2 protein-coding genes (1 of these 2 cut by a window edge) are annotated in these 18610 nt (G+C 45.8%); both read right to left on the bottom strand.

Going from position 1 to position 18610, the window contains the following annotated elements; translation table 11 throughout:
* Positions 1-8: 8 nt before the first annotated feature.
* Positions 9-12785 carry a type I polyketide synthase gene (locus tag AC4CV5_RS09760; RefSeq protein ID WP_490922643.1) on the bottom strand — a complete coding sequence of 4259 codons (12777 nt, stop codon included), beginning with the start codon at positions 12783-12785 and terminating at the stop codon, positions 9-11.
* A 15-nt stretch (positions 12786-12800) separates the two neighbouring features.
* Positions 12801-18610, bottom strand: partial view of a type I polyketide synthase gene (locus tag AC4CV5_RS09755; protein ID WP_490922642.1) — the final stretch only. The gene runs 7876 nt beyond the window's last position; only the last 5810 of its 13686 coding nucleotides appear in the window; the start codon falls outside the window, past its right edge — the gene reads right to left on this strand; the stop codon is at positions 12801-12803.

Raw genomic sequence — 18610 nt, 5'->3', positions numbered from 1 at the left:
GAATTTCTTTATGATTCATACGATTTACTCCCTTCTATGATGTTTTGCACACTCTTAAAATCCAATTTTCCTTGCGCCACCTCTTGCATCAATCCGATGATTTGCTCGTCTGAATACGTGCCCTTTGTTTGATGTGCTGCCGCGCTTTGATTGTGTCTTTCCGCTTTCAATGCCAAATGAGCAGATAGAGATTGAACCGTCTGACATTCAAGGATTTCCCGGCCGGCCATTTTCATCTGGGTGGTTTTTTCGATATGACGCATCAGTTTTCGGCCAAGAATTGAATCCATCCCATAATCCAAAAAGTTTCTTTTGAAATTGATGCGATCCTCAGATATGCCCAACTCTCGTGCTAAAAATTGAACAATGATCCTTTGTATGTGTTTTTCTCCATTAGGCTCGTCAACCTCTTTTTTCATGTCTTGTTTATGGGGATTAGCGGCCTCTTGATGATTGCCTGACGAAACCCAATACCGCTCCCTTGCAAACGGATAACCAGGTAAAGGAACCATCCGAACGTCAGCGCCTTCATGAAGGAGTTCCCAAGGAATCTGATATCCTTTGACCCAACATTCTGCAATGTTTTCCAAATTTCTTTCTTTTGCGAGTGCTTGCAGTAACGCTTCATCTTGTTCTTCTAACATCCCTTCCGTATGTCCTGTATAAAGGGATGCCTGTTGGCCTGATACCCCACCATTCTTCATCGCTTCCGCATATTCCTTCAATTTTCGCACCAATTGCTCCTGATTGTTCACAACAATCGCGAGCCTTGCTTCCATGGCTTTTCTTCCCGCCTGAAGTGTATATGCAACATCAGATAAAGAAAGGTTTTGATTCTGCTCAAGATACATAATCATGCGGTTGACAGCATCCTGTAGCCGGTCGTCATTTTGGGCTGAAAGCACGATGGCCTGCTGGATTTCATCTGATTCTTTATGCCGTTGCGTGATCGGCTGCTCATCCGGGATGTATTCTTCAATGACTGCATGCGCATTGGTGCCGCTGATCCCTGTCGTACTGATGGTTCCCATCCTCGGCTTCTGATTTTTCCTGAGCCATGGACGGTTCTCTTTGCATAGCACAAACGGGCTTTCTTTAAACTGAATATACGGGTTGTCCGATTCACAATGATGAGTAGCCGGAATCGTCTGATTTTTCATTGCCATCAGCATACTGATTAAAGCAACCACCCCTGATGCTGCAAATGTGTGCCCGATTAAAGGTTTAATCGAGCTCATCATGCAGAATTGCTTCTGCTTCGTATATTTGCTGAATACGCTCGTTAATGCTTGGACCTCAAGCGGATCTCCAAGATTTGAGCCGGTACTGTGTGCCATCACATATTGAATATCGAGCGGGTTGATTTCATTTTTTTCATAAATGTTTTCGATCAATTCCGCCTGGCTGAAAGGATTTGGTGCAGTAATGCCATTGGTTTTGCCATCGTAATTCACACCGCTGGCCTTTATGCAGCCATAAATATGATCTTTATCTTCAATTGCCTTTGATAATGGTTTCAGGAGAACAGCAGCTACTGCTTCTCCTGGCACCAGACCATTGGCATCCTGGTCAAACACTTTGCATTGTCCATTCGGAGAAAGCATTTCGGCTCTTGTCAGTGCTTCAAAAGACATTTGAGAAATATTCAGGCTGACGCCGCCAGCTAAAGCCATTTCGCAATCTCCTTGACGCAGGGCTGAACACGCTTGATGAATCGCCACAAGTCCAGATGAACATGCTGCTGTCAACGCCATATTAGGCCCTTTTAAATCTAATGCGTATGCGATTCGCGCAGCTAATGTGGCGTTTTGTGTTCCGTTAATGTAATCCGTATCTCCGGTTAAATGCGCATATTCCCCTTCTTCCACACCTACGTAAACACCACAGGATTTTCCTTTTATCCGATGTCCCATATAGCCAGCGTCTTCAAATGTATGCCATGCTTCCTCTAGAAAGATGCGCTGGCGCGGGTCCATGCTTTCAGCTTCTTTAGGCGATATTTGAAAAAACAGTGGATCGAACCGGTCTATTTCCTTCAAAAATGCACCCCATCTCGGCACTGCTTTTTCTGGATCTCTGTTAGCTCTCCCCCAGTCCGAGCGTTCTTTCGGAATCTCAGAGATACAATCTTTCCCGTTTTTCAGATTGTCCCATAGCTCATGAACCGAATCAGCTTGAGGAAACCTGCCGCTCATGCCGATAATGGCGATTGGCTCAGCGTGAGACGGCCGGACGCTTTTTTTATTGGTTTCTGGTTCTACAGAAACCGGAGCATCAGCTTCAGAAGGCTTTTGTGCCTCAGATGCATCATCCCGGTAAAATGCTTCGATCAGCTCTTTGTGATCCGTTAAGAAGAAGCGGATCAATTCTTGTAAAGTTGAATAGCCAAAAAATAAAGCCGGTGTCACTTCAATGTTGAAATGCTTTGATAATACATTCGAGAATTTAGCCAAATAGATCGAATCAAATCCGAAGTCGGCCCAATTTTTATTCAAATTCAGCTTGTCCTTCGAGATTTTAAGCAATGCGTGAATATGCTCTTTCAGATCATGTTCTAAACGTTTTTCTACGCTTAACGTTTTTATCTCTTCCCTTTTTTCTTGCGCCGCAGGAGCTTGAATGACCGGTTCCGGAATAGCTGGTTTAGTCATTCCTAAAAAGCGGCTGACCCGGCTGGATTGACCGGCAATCACGAGATGCTGAGCATCCTGCTGAGACAGAATGTGTTCAAACATACGGATGCCTTCATCGGCTTCTAAGAAACGCTGGCCGCTTGATTTCAGGTACATATCGGTTGTTTCTTCATCACCGATCTTCATTCCGCCATCCTTCCATACAGGCCAGTTGATGACAAACGTTTTGCCGCTATCAAGCTCGTTTCTATATTGTGCATAAGCCATTTGGAACCGATTCCCAATCGCATAATCACAACAGCCAAAATCTCCTAAAATCGCGGAAGATGAAGAAAAATAACAAATAAAATCAAGAGTTTCATTTTTAAGCCATTCATCAAGCGCTATCGTACCGTTGATTTTTGGTTCAATGATGCGCTGGAAGCTTTCGATCTCTTTGTCAAAAATTGCAGAATCGCTTTCGATTCCGGCTGCATGAATAACACCATTGATGGTACCGAATCGATCTTTCCCTCTTTTTACGCAGTCTCCCATCGCGATAGGATCTGAAACATCTGCCTCTGCATACATGGCTTCGCCGCCTAGATCCTTTAATTCTTTTATTTTCTTTTGCTTTTCGTCATTGAAAGGCGACCGCCCTGTCAAAATCAGGTTTGCGGCATAGTGTCTAGCCAAATGCTTGGCGAATAAATAACCAAGCCCTCCTAAACCGCCTGTAATCAGGTAGGTACCGCCAGACTTCAATTTACTGTTGTTCGGTTGTATCGTTGTCTGTTCAATGTGGCATACACATCGTTTCCCATTCTGATACAAAACGGTTTGTTCCGTTGAAGCCTGTAATTCCGTCCAGATTTTACTCGCCCAATCATCCATCAATTCTTGATCTGCCGGCTGAAAGATCCCAGTCACTTTTGTGTGTGGAAGGACAAGCCCGAGTGAACGTTCAAAGCCAATCCATGATTCCAGATAGCTCTGGTCAAGACCATTTTCAAAACGTCCTGCCAGCAGCAGCCGCGAAGGATGAAGCCTTGCTGCGGTCATCCCTTGTAATAGATAGACAATACAGGAATGTTCCTTTATACAGCTCGCGTCTTCTGCAGGCCACATATAGAGGATTGCATCTGGCTCTCCATGTTCCTCCTGAATGCTCTGGAAGGCTTTTTCAAAAGTGACGGGTTCCTCCCGTACAATCTGATAGCTGAACTGGGACTGTTTGCTGTACAACTCGCCCTGCGAAATAAAAATGACCTTGGTGTCTTGATCAACATTTTTCACAGATGCAGCGAAAGCGTTTTGCTTTTCTCTATCCGTCAGAAAACAAATGAGCGTTTTGAAGCGTTTCGATGTGAGAGTTGCCGGTTCTTCTTTCCACACCTCTTGAAAAGTCATAACCTCAAAATGTTCTTCTGTTTGCTGTTCATGATGCTGTTCTATAGGCGCTGGGACCTTTGCCTGGCCTGGTGCCCAATAACGTTCTTTTGCAAATGGATATGCCGGAAGACTGATCCGGACAGGCGTAATGGTTCCGTACAGCTTACACCAGTCAAAAGACAAGCCTTTCACCCAAAGATCCAGCAGTTTCGTGTATTTCCCTTTGCTCATCCATGCCTCTATGATTTTTTCTGTATCTTCATCTGCCGATAAGACCGCTAATGCTTTTTTGTTATCATCGATGCGATCCAAGTACAGGCTGTCTGCTTTGTTTTCGATAAAATCGTTCAGCTTTCTCCTAAGATCCTCTAATGATTCCGCTATAAAGCCCAGCCGTTCCTCCATTGCTTCACGGCCTGTTTGCAAGGTATAGGCGATCCTGATCAAATCTGTTTCGCTGTACCTTTTTTCGTGAATGGCTGTAAGCAGCTGCTCCGCTCTTTCTTGAAGACGTTCCCTGTTTTTCGCTGACAGCACAATCAGCGCAGGGGGATAAGATTCAGGAGTTTGCGCTTCTGTTCTCGGAATATATTCTTCCAGGATCATATGGGCATTGGATCCTCCGGCGCCAAAACTGCTCAATCCGGCACGTCTCGGCACCTCCTGCCCGTCAATCACCGGGCGTTTCCATTCACCAAGATGCTGCTGAACGACAAACGGAGTATGGCTGAATTCAATGTTTGGATTCAATCGCTCAGAATGCAAAGATGGGGCAATTTGGCCGTATTTAAACTGAAAAAGTATTTTTGTCAGTCCTGCAATTCCGGCTGCACTTTCACAATGGCCGATATTTGATTTGCTGGAGCCGATCGCGCAAAACTGTTTCTCTTGCGTATCTTCCTCAAATGCTTTTGTTAATCCCGCGATCTCAATCGGATCTCCTAATGCGGTGCCTGTTCCGTGAGCCTCCAAATAACTGATAGTTCGAGCAGGAATGTTGGCGCGCTCAATCGCTTCTTTAATCAGCTGTGCCTGTGCATGAGGATTAGGAACGGTATATCCATTTGTTTTCCCTCCGCTGTTAATCGCACTGGCCTTTATCACCCCGTAAATATGGTCGCCGTCTGCTATAGCTTGCTGCAATGGTTTTAACACAATGGCTCCTACGCCTTCTCCATCGACAAATCCATCTGCGTCATCGCCGAATGATTTACAAGTATCACTTGCAGAGAGCATATTCATGACAGATAAGTTCTGATAATGGACCGGGTCGACAACTAAATTGACACCGCCGGCAATGGCGCAATCGCTCGATCCGCTATAAATGCTTTCCAGCGCTAAATGAATCGCTGTCAGAGAAGATGAGCAGGCAGTATCGACTGCAAGGCTCGGGCCTTGGAAATTCAGCAAATAAGATATTCTATTTGCGATTGACCAATAACCGTAGCCGGTCGGATAATTTTTGTTCATGACTCCGGCAAATACACCGATTTTTCTGCTTGTACAGAGCGTGTTAGGTGTGTATCCCGCATCTTCAATGCTTGCATAAGCGGTTTGCAGAAATAATCGCTCCTGAGGGTCCATTCTTTCTGCTTCGAGCGGAGAAATTTGAAAGAATAATGGATCAAACTTGTCCATATCCTTGATAAATCCGCCCCATTTCGTATAAATCGACCCTTCCTTTCCTTTTTCTTTATCGTAATAGGTTTTCCAATCCCAGCGTTCTTTCGGGATTTCCTCAATACAATTTCTTCCTTCTTTTAGGTTGTTCCAAAAGTCTTCTGCTGTTTCTGCCTGAGGATAACGTCCGGAAATGCCGATAATGGCAACGTCACGGCTGGCAATAGCGTGTGCTGGCGTTTCTTTCTCCCTGCTGAAGCCAGGCTTGCGATAGCGCCTCTTTCCTTTAGCCGCATGTCCAGACTTCTGTGAAGATTCATTCTTGCTTGTGACCGGTGTCTGTTGTTGAACTTGACGGTCAAGACCTGTCAGTTTCATCAGCGCTTCTGTTTTTGTTTGGATTAGATGCTCCACTAATGCGTCAATGGTCTGGTACTCGAAAAATAAAGTACTGCTTACATGGTCGAATTCTTTACGCAAGGTATTTGTCAGCTGGACAACAACGATAGAATCAATCCCGTACTTTTCAAGCGGTTCAGATGACTCAATCTTGCTTGCAGGGATTTTCAATGTTTCTCCGATTAGTTTTTTCATATATTCTGTGCTTTTTTCTCTGAGGAGAGTATGATTTGATTGTCCGGCTTTCTCCGAATCTATGGTTTGTATATAGGCTGGCTCCTTATCAGACGCTGGAGACACATCCTTCTCTGGCAGGATCACATTTTTCATCATTATACGGCGAACCAGCCCGTTGCTTGACGCTCCGACAATCTGGTGACTGAGATCATGGTCCGCTTCGGCCGGGAAGAATACAGATTCAAAGCCTTCACTTTCTAGTGCCTCTTTCCAGTTATCGGGATATAATCCTGGGCAGCCAGGAATCCGTACTGCAGGATCTTCGTACAGCCACCATCCTTCCAGGAGACCAAAGGTGATGTGAGGGAACAGGCTGTTTCCCGCCATTTCATTCAGCAGCAGCATTCCGTTGTTTTTCATCACTGCTTTTGTATGCCGCAGGGTTTGACGGATATTTTTTGTCGCATGAAGGACATTAGCGGCAATGACGACATCATAGCCGCCAGCCTCGATTTCCTGCTGGTCAATCGGTTTTTCCACGTCAAAAAGCTGATACGTCAGGTACGGATTCTCCGCCCCATATTCCTTTTCTGCATGCAGCAAAAATGCTTTAGACAGATCTGTATAACAGTATTCTTTGATATGGTTTTGATAGGGTTTCAGTTTTTGAAAGATTCCGGCACTCGTACCGCCTGTGCCCGCGCCTATTTCCAGAATGCGAATCGATGCCTCAGGATCGTGTGTCAGCCGTTCATCCAGATAAGCGATTAATGTATCGGCAAGCACTTTATTAAAATAGTCTGCCACTTGGTTATGCTTATAAATGCCTTCCACCAATTCCATTGAGGAATGCGGGAACATGATATCTGTGGCAGGCACTTCCCCTGTCAAAATATCCGGTAATGCTTTCAGCATGGTTTCTGCTAATACAACCATCGCCTTTGTATCGCTGTCTTTGAGCCATTTTTCTCTTTTCGCATTCCATTCTTGCCAAAGCAGCCCGATATCCTCTGCTTGATCCTTCCTTATCAATGAATCTCCATCTTTCTCAAGGTAATCATGCTGCAGAAGGAATTCACTGCTTTGCTGAAGCCATTTTTCATAAAATTCGCGAGTCTTGTATTGTTGAAGGCGTTCAACTGATAATCTATGACCATCAAACAGCCCGGCCGTTTGAAGCTGGCCTAATAACAGCCTGTAAAGAAGATCGTCCAGCTCTTCATGTGTAACTCTTTGTACTTGTCCTGTTTTCGGCAATCGTTCCTTCAGGCTTTCAGTGTCTGCTGACGGGTGCTCGGGATAAAGGGTGATGAATTCATTCTGATTCACGCCTTCGACTGCTACAGGTTTTGTCGTATGAATGAAAGCCGTTTGGCTGACTGGCCCAGAAAGCAGTGCTTCCAGCGCCTTCATGCCTTCCGCAGGCTCAATTAAGCCTAGGCCAATTTGATTCATAAGCTGTACATACTGTTCATCCTCGGCCGCTTCACTGTTTCCCCAATATCCCCAGTTCATGACTTTTACAGGACAAGCCCAGCTTTGGGAAAGCTGGTGAGCAAATGCATCTGCAAATGCGCAGCCAGAGGCATAATGGCTTTGCTTTACGTTTTTGATATGAGCTACAAGCGAAGAGAAGAATAGAACAAAATCCAAACGTTCATATTGAAATACTTGGGCCATACGGACACTGACATCCACCTTGGCCGTCAGTCCGGATTTAAACTCTTCCACCGTCATTTTTTCCAGGCTTTGTTCAGATAAAACCATTGCAGAGTGAACGATCCCATGAATATGAGGATGACGCTTTTTCACTTGATCATAAGCCTGCTGCAATGAATGCATATCCGCTGCATCGGTAGCAATATAGTAAGGTTCAGGGCCAAGCGCGGAAAGACGGTCTACTTTTGCCTGGATGACATCATTGATCTGACTGCGTCCAATCCAAACAATTTGCGCCTGATAACGGCGGATCATGTACTCGCTCCATGCCTCCCCGATGTACCCGGCACCTCCGATGACCACATACACTCCGCCTTTTCGATATAGCGTGTCATCTGACGGTGAATGGCGGTATGGGATCAATTGCTGCTGATGCCATTGCTGATTCCGATAGGCCCAAGTGTGGCCGAGGCGATCAGCAGGGAGCGTAAACATTTGTTTTACTGGCCATGTGCAGCCTTCTTCGAGATCAAGAAGACGGATTTTCCAATTTGGATATTCCTTTGCAATTGTGCCGGCGAGTCCATGAATGCTTGCATGAGCTGGATGGATAGTTTCATGTTGCGTAACCGGCTGCGCTTGGACGGTCACAAGAGACCATTCTAGCTGATTCTCACCATAGCCTAATTGAAGACATGCCTTCACAAGCTTAAATGCCAGAAGAACAGCCTTTTCTTGTCCCTCACTAAACATATTCTCCGAGTATGACGGAGCAATCCACAATACATGGTCAATGTTGCCGCACGCTTGCAGTTTATCTGCTATTGCATCAATGTCATCTGCAGACCGGATATCGATAAAGGAAACCTGAGGATGATACTGCTTTATTAACGCCCGTTCACCTTCTGTACCACCGCATAAAACAGCACGCGTACCGATAAATGAGACATCGCTCTCCTTATTTGGAGAAACCGATTCCCAGACAGGGATCATCATCGTATGCCCTGTCAGCGAAGAATCAGCTGCTGTTTGAGGCTTGGTCAGCTGCTCTCTATCAAGTGCCCGCATCGAAGCGCCCTTCATTCGAACACAAACGTTCCCGTTCTCATCGCATAAATCAATATCATACTTTCTGACTTTGTCCTCTGCTTTGCTGTCTGGGCTGTATCGAATATAAGACCATATCTCCTCTGGACATGGGCTGAAAATGTCTAGCTCCTGCAATGCAAACGGGAGAGACAGCTGATGAGCTTGTATGTCAGCATTAACTGAGCTGACGATAAAACCGACTGTGGCATGGAAGGCAGAATCCATCAAACTCGGGTGAAGCATAAAATGCTGCTTGCCGTCTTTTAGAGAATCGGGCAAAGAGATTTTGGCAAGCAAATGATCTTGTCCGACAAGCACTTTTTCAATCCCTTGATAACCCTCGCCATAGTCAAGCCCAATCTTTCGAAACACCGTATAGCATTGTTCTGACATCACTGTATCCAGACTGCATGCTGCCTGGATTGATGCAAGGTCTACATCAGGAATGGCCGCTTCAGCTGAAATGACCGCACGTCCTTGACTGTGTATTATCGGGGTTTCTTCTTTATTTTCTGAATTGCTATAAATGTCAAAAGAAATGTCCCCATTATCCTCAGGATAGAGGCCAATATGTATTTCTTGTGGTTCACTTCCTATCGTGAAAGGACGAATCCAGACGATGTCCTTAAGCGACACAACTCTTTGTTCACCTTCCAAATCACCTGCAGCTTTTTCTGCTGCTTCCCTTGCCATTTCTAAGTAGGCAACGCCTGGCAGGGTTTTCTGCCCCTGCACAACATGATCAGATAGGAAAAATTCCTTGCCTGTAAAAATTGAGCTAAAGCGCTGCTCAGTGAAGTCTGACGTATTGCGGTGCACCAGCGGATGTAAGGTATGATCTACAGTGCACGTTTTTGTTTCAGGGGCCGGTATCCAGTAGCGTTCCTTGGCAAACGGATAGGTCGGAACACTGATTTTAATCGGCTTGCGATCGCCGTACAGCTCGTCCCAGATAATCCGATTTCCTTGAACCCATGATTCAGCCATTTTCTTCAATTCGCTGTCTGTTGATGTTGGCCCGATGGCCTCCTGATTCTCCTTGGCTTGTCCGGACCAGCAGCCGTCGATCTCTTCTTCACCATTTGCAAACGCCCGAAGTTTAGCCGTTAAATCCTTTATGTCCTTTACGATGAAGGCTGCCCGTTCCTCCATTTCCATCCGGCCTGTTTGTAATGTATAAGCTAACGCTACAAGATTGACGTCCTCGCTAAGAAAATCAAGGAGTTTAAGAGCGTAAGCCTGCAGCCTGTCTTTGTTTCTCGCAGACAATGGAATCATTACTTCTTCATTTTCCGCTAAAACCGGCTCTGAATGGCTCTCTGCCGGAATATATTCCTCCAAAATAAGATGTGCATTTGATCCTGAAGCGCCAAACGAACTTAAACCGGCGCGGCGGGGATATGTGACGTCCATGCCGTTTTCTGTCAATGAAGGCTGCTCCCATTTTTTCGTTTCATGCTGGACAAAAAACGGGGTTTGATCGAGCTGTAAATACGGATTTAGCTCTTCAGAATGCAATGACGGTACCAATGTTTTATGATGCAGCTGCAGGACAGTCTTAGTTAAGCCGCTGATGCCTGCTGCAGATTCGGCATGGCCAATATTTGATTTCACAGAACCGATTGAGCAGAATTGCTTGTCTTGTGTATTGCGGCTTAAAGCCTTCACCAATCCTTGTATTTCAATCGGATCCCCTAATGAGGTGCCAGTGCCATGGGCTTCAACATAGCTGATGGTGCGTGGATCAATTCCTGTTTTCTCCAAACATGCTTCGATAACATCAGCTTGAGCGACCGGGCTTGGAACTGTAATTCCGCTTACTTTTCCTACATGATTAATGGCACTGCCTTTGATAACAGCATAGATCCGGTCGCCGTCCTGTTCAGCTTTTCGGAGCGGCTTTAACAATACTGTTCCGACACCTTCTCCAGATACGTAGCCATCCCCGCCTTTGCCGAATGTATGGCAATAGCCGTCACTCGAATGCATCCCCACACTGCCGTAGCTGATATATTTAGCCGGATGCAGTGACAAATTGACGCCTCCGGCAAGCGCGGCCTCGCATTCTCCATTCCGGATGCTCTCTATAGCAAGATGAACCGCAGTTAATGAGGAAGAGCAGACCGTGTCCACCGCCATGCTTGGGCCGTGGAAATTACAATAGTAAGAGACCCTGTTGGCAATTTGCGCATAATTGAGCGATAAAGGAAATGGATTGTGCTCTGATAGAGCCTCCGCTCCTATAAGGGAGTAGTCTTTATGCATAACACCTGCAAATACGCCGACATGCTGCCTATTATTTTCCCCCTGCCGTGAAGAAATTGTTTCTGGTGTATATCCCGCATCTTCAATAGCTTCCCAGCACGTCTCTAAAAATAAGCGTTCCTGAGGGTCCATGGTTTCCGCTTCACGTGGTGAGATCCTGAAAAATTGAGGATCAAAGCAATCAGCATCCTCGATAAACCCGCCCCATTTCGACATTGGCTTGCCTGAAGGTGAATCCAGCCCGTTGTTTTCCTTCCATTCCCAGCGTGAGTTGGGGATCTCTGTGATGCAGTCGGTACCTGCCTTAAGATGTTCCCAAAATTCCTGTATGTTTTTTGCCTTAGGGTAACGTCCAGCCATTCCGATAATCGCAATATCCTCCCCAATCTTGGGTGAAGTGGGAGAGACGGCTGAAGAATCCCGCATTGGAGCAGGAGACTGGCGGACTGCATCGTCCGCCTCTCCCATTGAATAGTGATCAGAAAGATGCGAAGCTAGTTCTGCAATTGTTGTATATTCAAACAGCAGCGTTGGAGAGAGATCTGCTCCTATCTTAGCCCCTATCTCCTGAACCACATTAAGCAAGGATGGTGAATCCAGCCCAAGCTCATAGTATCCGGCGTGGATATCCATCTGTTCTGCAGGCCTATCAAGCTGTTCAGCAAGCAATTGACGCAAATACGTTTCAATTGCGGTATAGTCCCGGCCGGGATTCTGTAAGACAGCTTGTCTTTCTTCTTGAATTTCTTTTGCAGAATGAAAGGCTGCCGTATCCCTTACAGACTTGCCTGCAAACTGTTTTAGCTCGGCTACTTTTTGTCCTGATGAATTAAAATATTCAATCGTCATATAAGTGAGTTCTTTCTTCTGGCGCAAAGATGAAGAGAGGATCCGCGCTGTACATCCTTTTTGCAATCGTTCTGAAGCTGAAAACGATTCATAACACAACGGCAAATACATCGTTTGATCTGAGAGCAGGCAGCTTGAACTTATGCCGCTGCCGTCAATGAGAGTCGGATGAAACAGAAACGCTTCAGAATGAAGCAGCGCTTCCTGTCCGACTGCTAAATCAATCAAAGCACCTTCCTTGGTTTCAAAAATCTGCCCTTCCGCCTTCATCATGCCGGTATGCACTAATTGTTGAGAGCGGCATTGTTCATATATTTCATCCAAATTCAGGATCCTGTTAGCTGTACGTTTCCACTGATTAAGGTCTATTGTTTCCGCAAAAGCAGTCCGCTCTTTACGATACATGTCAGCTGTCACATATTGTTTTTTGTCCGATAGCAACTCGCCATGCTGTTTTTGTCCGTCGATGATGATGGACCATGTCCCTTTCTTGCTTTCAGACACGTGAATGGTCAGCGCAATGTCATATGATTCATCTGCGATCAAAGGGTAATAAATGGTCAGGTTTTTCAATTCAAGCTCTTGATATGCATAACCATGTTCTTGGAATACTTGGTAGATCAAATCTATATAAGCAAGGCCGGGTAATAACGCTTGTCCATATACCTTATGGTTGGACATGATAGGATTATTTAATGAAATGGTCAGTTGTTCAGTTATCATTTTCCCACTCCTCTCTTATTTGAAAGTTTTCCAAAACATTTCTTTAGGAGCTCCCATGCCTGAAAGCATTGTTTTCTGCACGGTCTGAGCTGATGGTTCTAATAAAACGGGCTGCCGATTTAATTCCGGCAAAGGCAGAGGTTTTCTTCTGATTGCACGCTCAACCGAGTCTTTCCAGGCTTCTACAATCAGATGGGCATTCGTTCCGCCATCGGCAAAGCAATTGATTGCCGCAGCTGGCATTGTCTCCTTCCACTCGGCTTGCGATTTACAGAAATACAAATCTGTCTCTTCTATATCAAAATGCGGCATGTTTTCGTCGCCTGACAGGAATGGAACCAGTTGTCTATGTTTCAGCATTAAAGCGACTTTAATCAGGCTCGCTATTCCTTCTGCACATAAAGGGTGGCCGATGTTAGGTTTCACTGATCCCAGCCCTAATGGCGCCTTTAATCCAGAGCGGTAAATGGCTTGAATCGCCTTTAGTTCAAGTAAGTCTGTTACTGCTGATCCCGAGCCATTCGCTTCGAGATAACTGACCTCTTCAGGCTTTTTGCCGCTTTTTTCAAGCGCTGTATGCATGACATCCTTTTGCGCCTCGAGATTCGGTGAAGACGGGCCTGCCGTTCTTCCGTCATTGTTAATAGCGGCGGCTTTAATGACTGCATATATGGAATCTCCGTCTTCCAGTGCTTGGCTGACGGTTTTGACGAGAACCATGCCCACACCTTCTCCTAAAATGACACCGTCTGCCCGCTTATCAAAAATATGAAATGACGGTTTTTTACTTAAAAGTCCTCGCTCCTGAAACATTTGATGCGCATCAGCGTCAAGCAAGCTGACGCCGCCCACAACTGCTGCCTCAATATCTCCGCTCCGCAGAGCCTGAATGGCCATATTCAGCCCAACCAGCGCAGAGGAACAAGCAGTATCCAGCACAATACTCGGTCCCCTTAAGTCAAAAAATTGTGAAATGTTAGCTGCTAAATAGTTTTGTCCGCCAGCCACAATCGGATTTTTTGCTTTTGAAAGACTGGACGGATCAGGCTTGTGCTGGCTGCGGCCTCCTATATAAACACCAGCACTCATGCCTTTCACTTCTTTCTCTGTATAACCGGCGTGATACCACAGTTTCAGACTTTCCTCCAATACGGCCAAAGCTTGAGGGTCCATCGCTCTGACATCGTTCTCTGACATCATGAAGAAATCATGATCAAATCGGTTCATTTCATCAATGAGACCTGCGTAATTTGAACTGGAGTGCCCGAATCGCTCAAGCGGTACAGGTTTAATCGCAGACCGTCCATCACGTATTAAATCCCAGTATGCCTCAAGCGTTTCCGCACCAGGGAACCTGCAAGTAAGACCGATGATGGCAATATCTTCTTCAAGACCCGCCGTTTTCACATGACTTATCTGTTCTGGCATTGGCGTCTGTTTCATTGCTGATTGCGCCTTGACAGGTGTCTGTTTCTCAGGAACAGATCGATGTAAAACAGCTGATACGTCATATTTCGATATAAGCCAGTTTGCAAAAGATTCTATTGTCGGATATTCAAACAATATTGACGGATCAATATCTCCATTTAATGTTTGGTTCATCTGCTGTACCAGCTGAGCCAATATAATCGAATCGATTCCGTATTCTTGGAATGGCTCATCCGTTTCAAAGTCTTCAGGCGCTATCTTCAGTTCATCTGAAAAAAGAGTTACAAGCCAGTCGACTGTTTCAAGGTACAGGTTGTGAGTGTCTGCTTGCTCTTTCGTCTCAGGATCAGAGAGAGCTTCAACAGGCAGTGACGGCTGTATAAGCTTGTCCGGCTTCCATACATTTGTATCTGGGATCGCTGGCAGCACAACAGCATGCTGTATATCATTTAGAATCTGATCCAGCAGCTGTAACCCCTCATCGTTTCTCAAGCTCATCAATCCCGTCTGTTCTAAAGCTTTGCTGCGAACCTCACCTAAACCGGTCTCCTTCCAGTTAGGCCACTGAATGCTGACAATTGGACATTCATCTTTATGGGCCTCTGCAAAATAATCCATAAAAGCATTCGCCATCGCATAATCAGCTTGTCCGGCTGCAAGAACAGGAATGGCCGCTGATACTGATGAAAACAAGGAAACAAACGCCAATGGTTCGTCTCTCAGCAGTTCAAACAACGTTTGCAGGCCTTCGACTTTCGGTTCAAGCACCTGTTCGATCTCTTCGAGTGATTTTCTGATAAATGCCGGATTATGTTTGTTCACCTTCCCGGCACAGTGGATAACTCCGCCAATCGCCCCCATTGTTTCGTGTATGGTCTTCAGGCTCTGTTCGACGGCAACCCTGTCGGTCAGGTCCAGTGAAAGCACGTGAACTTCCGCACCCATGGCTTCTAGCTCTTGAATGGCTTTTATTTTCTCCGCAAGCGAGGCAGTTTTTACTGAATTCCACTGGTCACGCGGCGGCAGTTCTTCACGGCCGATGAGCACCAGATGCTTAACGCCGTATGTTTTCACAAAATGCCGCGCACACAACGAACCGAGACCTCTTGTCCCGCCTGTAATGAGCAGGACCTTGTCTGCTGAAAACGATACTTGCTTTTGATAAGGGGCGGCAGCATCTGCTGGCTGCTCTGCCAAATACGCGCGATAACGCTTGCCGTCTCGATAACAGACTTCTGATTCTGTGCTATCGGCATAAAACTCGTCTGCAATCAGTCTGGCCAGTTCCTCACGAGAGGCTTTGCAATCCATATCTGCGTGTCTTGAAGTAAGGTGGCTGTACTCGCTTTGAAGCATGCGATATAAACCGGCCCGTGAAGCACCAGACAAATGAACAGCTTTATTTTCGAAAGACTCCAGCCCTTTCGTTACACCCAAGATCGTCAAATGATGCTTGCTTGTACGTCCTTGCTCGATCAGCTTTTGGAGCCAGTTTATCCAGCTTATAGACTGCTCATGGCTCGTTCCGCACCCGATCAGATCAACTGCTCCAGCAACATGTTCTTCGTCAGCAGCAGATACATGATCGAGCTCTTGACTGTCAAATATACGGTAGTTCGAAAAATATTTCGAAAGCTCTGCCGCCAATGCCATTGTCTCCTCGTTTGCTAATATGGCAACGGTTTGGTTCGTACGTGCTGCTGGTTCAATCGGACAATGCTGCCACTGTTTGTGCAAAAAGCAGCGCTTCGTAATCGGTTCGGAGTGAGACAATGCTGAACCAATGTATTCAGGCTTGTCTTCTTGATTTGGCAGCCAGTAATACTCTTTTGCAAACGGATAAGCAGGCAGACTGATTCGGCGAGGCATGTGATCTTCATAAAGTCCGTTCCAATCGATCTGCAGCCCTTTCACCCATAATTCCGCTACTTTCTCCAGCCTTTTCTTCTCTATCCATGTTTGCAGCAATGCTTTGGCATCGTAATCTGTTTCAAACAGCTTGATTTCGCTTTTCTTCGTTTTCACGTGAGCGGCAAATATGCTGCTGTTTGGCACGTCCGCTAAATAATCACCTAAAGCTTTGATAACCGCTTCTATCGAATCCGCTAAAAACGCCATCCGATAATCCATCGCTTCCCGGCCGGTCTGGAGTGTATATGCCATATCCTCCAGATCGATTTCTTCAAGCGAACTTGCGAAATCTTTCATTGCTTTTGCATAGGCCTTCAATTGCTGTTCTTTTTTCGCTGAGAGCACAAATAATGTTGAATGCTGCTTTGTTAATCGATCATTCCTTTTTTCAGGCTGATATTCTTCTATAACAATGTGGGCATTCGTCCCGCTATATCCAAAAGAGCTGACACAGGCTCTCCTCGGTTTTCCATCGGCCGATTCCCAAGGCTTAAGCTCCGTATTTACATATAAAGGAGAATGCTCAAATTGAAAATGCTCATTCGGTGTTGTGAAGTTCAAGGTTGGCACCAGTGTTTTGTGATTCATACACAATAACACTTTTTGAACACTGGCTACTCCGGCCGCCGCGGATGTATGTCCAATGTTGCTTTTAACTGAGCCGATTGCACAAAACTGTTTTTTGTCTGTTTTTTCTTGAAATACGGTGGACAAAGCCTCTAATTCAATTGGATCGCCTTGTTTTGTTCCGGTGCCATGCATTTCTGCATAACTGATACTCTCAGGATGTATGCCGTATGTTTCATATATGCCTCTTTCCAGATCCATTTGGCTTTTCGCACTCGGTGCCGTGATTCCGTTTGTTTTCCCGTCTTGATTAATGCCAGAGCCAATGATGATGCCATAAATATGGTCACGGTCCGCTTCCGCATCTTTCAGCCTTTTCAGTACCAGCGCACCCGCACCCTCGCCGGGCACAAAACCATTCGCGCCATTATCAAATGCTTTACATTGTCCATCAGGTGAGAGCATGCCAGCTTCACACATACTGATGTAAGATTCCGGCGACAGGTATAAGCTGACACCGCCAACCAGCGCCATATCAATTTCTTTGTTTATGAGTGCCTGTCGCGCTAAATGAGTGCCCACCAATGAAGATGAGCATGCGGTGTCAATAGGAATAGCAGGCCCTTTTAAATTAAGAAAATACGGAATACGCGCCGCGGCGATCGCAAAGCTGTTCCCGGTGGCGTTTGCTCTTGCCTGCCGATTCAGCATAACCCCATATTCATTGCTCATAATGCCGAGATATACGCCGCATTTTTTCTCATTTAATGTTCGGGCGTTATATCCAGCGTCCTCAAAGGCTTTATAGCCTTCCTGCAAAAATATCCGATGCTGCGGGTCCATCAGTTCAGCTTCTGACGGCGGAATATTAAAAAACAACGGATCAAAATGTTCAATATCATCAAGCATCCCCATTGATTTACAATAGACTTTCCCTTTTTTGTTCAGAGCAGGATCATAGTATTTGTCAACGTCCCAACGTGATGTTGGAATGTCCCGAATGGCATTTCTTGCATGAACCAGGTTATCCCAATACTCTCTTACATTACTGGCACCCGGGTACCTTCCCGACATCCCGACAATGGCTATCGCATCCTCCCGGTGATCTTGATGAATAGGAGCCAGTTTCTTCTCATGTTCTTTCTTTATTGGGGATTGAACAGACTGAAGCGGACGCTTTGCCGGCTCTGCCTCAGGCAGTGCGACCGGCTGTTTATCAGCTGCAGAGGCCTCATGCTGCTCTGTCATTTCTTGTTTTCTATTAAGATGCGTTCCAAGCTTAGACTTTAGCATTTCGGCAAAGTCTTGTATCGTTGGATAATCATACACTTTGGTGACTGAAAAGGACGTGCCATATTGCTTATTCACCGCTTTTATCCATTCAAGCCCAGTAATCGAGTCCATTCCGATATCAATGAATGCTTCGTCAATATCCACCTCATGCGGCTCCATGAATAACACATCTGCTATGCTTTCCCTCAATTCTTCATGCAGCGATTCAATTGTCCCAGTATATTGGCTTGATGCAGATATTTCAGCTGCTGCATATTGAATGGTTGCTGAAGCTTCTTCCTGCAACGGCTGATGATGCTCTAACGGCTGCAGGGAGATATTGTCCGGTTTAGCAGCAGGTGCTGCTGTTTTCTGTTTCATCGGCGCGTACATCTCCGTTTGGTTCGGAGCATCGCTTTCTGATATTTTCTCTCCGGCTTGTGCACTTAACTCATGTGCTAAGTAAACAGCGAAATCACGTGTTGTCGGGTAATCATAAACCTTGGTGACATTCAGTGATGTGCCATACTGTTTATTTATTGCTTTTATCCATTCAAGCCCGGTAATTGAATCCATTCCGATATCAATGAATGCTTCGTCTGGGTCAACCTCGTTTTGTTCCATGTACAGCACTTCCGCTAAGCTCG

The sequence above is a fragment of the Bacillus sp. NS1 genome (assembly GCF_058248265.1).
The sequence above is the reverse complement of the archived record's forward strand: the minus strand, read 5'-3'. Positions and strand labels throughout refer to the sequence as shown.